The organism is Candidatus Hydrogenedentota bacterium, assembly GCA_019695095.1.
Classification (GTDB): Bacteria; Hydrogenedentota; Hydrogenedentia; order Hydrogenedentales; family SLHB01; genus JAIBAQ01.
In genome coordinates this window covers 1-3451 of sequence record JAIBAQ010000349.1, presented here as the reverse complement: position 1 = coordinate 3451, position 3451 = coordinate 1, and the positions used below count along the sequence as shown (strand labels likewise).

At 60.2% G+C, this 3451-nt stretch carries 3 protein-coding genes; all 3 read left to right on the top strand.

Going from position 1 to position 3451, the window contains the following annotated elements; translation table 11 throughout:
• Positions 1-1188, top strand: a 1188-nt coding sequence (locus K1Y02_26160) for an N-acetylmuramoyl-L-alanine amidase (protein MBX7259867.1), incomplete at its 5' end; no start/stop codon positions are given.
• Positions 1189-1237: 49 nt separating this feature from the next.
• Positions 1238-2773, top strand: a complete 1536-nt coding sequence (locus K1Y02_26155; GenBank protein ID MBX7259866.1) for a DASS family sodium-coupled anion symporter — start codon at positions 1238-1240, stop codon at positions 2771-2773.
• 108 nt (positions 2774-2881) lie between these two features.
• Complete coding sequence (locus tag K1Y02_26150; protein MBX7259865.1) at positions 2882-3199, top strand: YciI family protein; 318 nt, start codon at positions 2882-2884, stop codon at positions 3197-3199.
• Positions 3200-3451 lie beyond the last annotated feature (252 nt).

The window sequence follows — 3451 nt, the reverse complement described above, 5'->3', positions numbered from 1 at the left end:
GAAGGCGGGTTCACGTGGACCTCCGCCGAAACGCTACCGAATGGAATCCTGCGCGCATCCATGCTGGCGCGCAACATGCACGGCGCGGGCATTTCCGTACCCATCGAAATCGCCGTGTCGCGTCCGGCCGCGCGCATTGAGATCACCCAGATTCCGGCCACTGTCTCGCCGGGTAGCGACGTGGAAGTCCTATTAGAAGCGCGCACAACGGACGCGCTGGGCATGCCGTGCGCCGATGGTCTAGAAGTGACGATGGAACCATTGAAGCAAACCGCGCGCGTGAAGAATGGAACGGCCCGGTTCTACGTGCAGAAACCTCTGCCGCAAGTGGCGTACGCCTTTGCATGCGGCGCGGCAACCGCGCAACACGCGCTTGTGACCGGCGACACTCGATTCCGGACCTTACGCGTAACGGACAACCTTACCAAGAACCCTGTCGGAGGCGTTGTGATTACCGCGCAAGGACGTACCGTTGGTGTGACCACGGAAGAAGGGTGGTTGGCCTCTCCGCTTAATGTGGACGAGATCCGGCTGGAGCGCGACGGTTACGAGCCGCAAGTGATCCGGTTGCGCCAATCCCACACGTCCATTGCGCTGAGCCCCGTAGAGGGGGGCGCGTTGCTTGGGAAGATCATCGTGCTCGATCCGGCCGGTGGAGGCCGCGACGCAGGCATCATTGGACCCTTGGGGGCGCGTTCCAGCGACTACGCGTTGGATGTCGCGCGCCGCGTGGCAAGTCTGTTGCGTCGCACGGGCGCAGAGGTCTACATGACGCGCTACGGCGATACCGAAATGTCCGAACCCCAGCGCGTGTCGTGCGCGGAAGACGTCAATGCCGATCTCCTGATTTCAGTATCGTTCGGTTCGCGAGCCGCCACGGCCAAGGCGTTGGACGACGATGGGTACCAGCGAACCGATCTGGCGGCTTACGTCGGTCACTATCCGAACAGCGCCAAGGGCGCGGCTTTGGCCAATGCGATTGCCGAAAACCTTGAGCGCACCCCCGCGACGCCGTCGGTTGCCTATGTTGTACAGCAGACGGGGTGCCCCTCGGTCTTGGTGCAACCCGCGGACATATCCGACTCGAAAGCAGAAGCCCGGTTTCGCATGGCCGATCAGCGCCGTGCAATCGCCGAGAAGATTTGCGCCGGTATTGTGAAGTACTATCGCTCCAACGCAGGTTCGTGATCCGAATCGGAGTCGCCTCGTGAACGCCGTGTGACAAGGGGGTATTCGCATGAGTTCGAGCACATATCCCATACACAAACGCATTGGCCTTTGGCTGGGCGTTGCGCTATTCGCGCTGGTCATGGTTTTGCCGAATTCGGAAGGACTCACGACAGAAGGCCGTCGCGTTGCGGCCGTCTCGTTGCTCATGGGCGTGTGGTGGATCACCGAGTCCATTCCAATCCCGGCGACCTCGCTGGCTCCCCTCGCGTTGTTTCCCCTGCTTGGAATCATGGACGGCAAAGACCTCGCCTCGTCATATGGCGACTCCAACATCTTCCTTTTCGCGGGTGGATTCTTCATCGCGATGGCGATGCAGAAGTGGTCGCTCCACGAGCGCATCGCGTTGCGCATCCTCTATCGCACCGGCACCAATCCACACCGCCTCGTGCTTGGCTTCATGATCGCGACGGCCTCCATCTCGCTTTGGATATCGAATACCGCCACCGCAATGATGATGCTGCCAATCGGCACCGCCGTTATCGACCAAATGCGCAGACGCGACGAGTCGAAGGAAGTGGACAACTTCGGCGTAACCGTCATGCTGGGCATTGCCTTCGCCGCAAGCATCGGCGGTGTCGGGACGCTTGTGGGCACGCCGCCTAATATCGTGTTTGTTGGTACCCTGAGCAAGCTCTATCCGGAAGCTCCGAAAGTCGGTTTCGGGCAGTGGATGACCTTCGGCATTCCCGTGGTTGCGTTGCTTATCCCTATCTCATGGTTGCTGCTTACGCGCGTGCAGTTCCCGTTGAAAGCTGCTGGCGATTCCACGGCGGGACGCGACGCCATCGCGAAACGTTTGAACGAACTCGGGCCCATGAGTCGCGGCGAGTTGGTCGTTCTGATTGTCTGGATTCTGACCGCGTTGAGTTGGATCTTCCGCGAAGACCTAAAGCTCGGGCTGTTTACCGTGCCGGGATGGTCGCGCGTTCTTTCTCATCCGGGATTTGCCAATGACGGCACCGTCGCCGTCGCCTTCGCGCTGTTGCTCTTCTTCATTCCCGTCGATCGCAAACGCGGAGTCTATGCGCTCGACTGGGATTGGGCGCAGCGCATACCCTGGGGCGTGCTCTTGCTGTTTGGAGGCGGCTTCGCGATTGCCAAAGGATTCAACGACACTGGACTTATCCAATGGCTTGGCGGGCATCTTAACGTGCTTCAAGGCGCATCGCCGCTGACCATGCTTCTGGTCGTTGCCGTTACCGTAACGTTCATGAGCGAATTCGCATCGAACACCGCATTGACAGCCATCATGCTGCCCGTGCTCGCGGTTACCGCGTCATCTACTCTGAGCATCAATCCCCTGCTGCTCATGATCCCCGCCACGTTCAGCGCATCCCTGGCGTTTATGATGCCCGCGGGCACGCCGCCCAATGCGCTCGTCTACGGCACGGGACACGTGACCATTCCGCAGATGGCGCGCGCCGGTCTGGTTCTAAACTTCCTTAGCATCGTGATCACCGTCGCGATTGCTTACTTCATCATCATTCCGGTCATGGGCATTTCGCCGGGTGAACTCCCAATCTGGGCAAAGCCCACGCAGTAGGAGTTCCGTACGCGCTATCCATGCCGATTGCCGTGTACGATCCGGCGTGCGAGATGTCATAATGAATTCGGCTGTACAGGATGCCCCGCGAACCACGGAGGAGCCGCCATGCAATTCATCTACATCGTTCGTGCCGCTCGACTCGAAATGCTCACGAAGGGCCCTACTCCGGCGGAAAGCCGAATACTCGACGAGCACTTCGCCTATCTTGAAGAACTTGCCAAGCGCGGCACTGCGATCCTCGTGGGACGGACAACGAATAACGATGAACGCACGTTTGGGTTGTGCGTGCTTGAAACGGATTCCGAGGCGACCGCGCGCGAACTCATGAACAAAGACCCGGCCGTGTGGCAGAACGTGATGACGGCGGAGCTCTTTCCCTTTCGCGTGGCCTTGAAAACGGGCAGCCCCACCGGAAACAGGTAGGGACGTTTCGCGGAAACGCCCGTGGTGGGTGCGGGGATGGTGGAGCGGGCCGAGGACTACCCCCGGTCGAGTGCGGCGGCCCATTGCGGATTGCGCGCGGATCCGATACTATCGAATGAGTTTCCTGCCAAGGGCGTTATCGACGACTGGGGATAGCAAAGGCGGGACTGACCCAAGCGAAACGCAGTGGAGCCGGGTCTGAGGGACTGACCCAAGCGAAACGTAGTGAAGACGGGTCTGTCCCGATCCCCA

Bases quoted from the DNA above. Each gene is read 5' to 3' on its own strand.
- K1Y02_26155 (MBX7259866.1), top strand. From the start codon at position 1,238: ATGAGTTCGAGCACATATCCCATACACAAACGCATTGGCCTTTGGCTG.
- K1Y02_26150 (MBX7259865.1), top strand. From the start codon at position 2,882: ATGCAATTCATCTACATCGTTCGTGCCGCTCGACTCGAAATGCTCACG.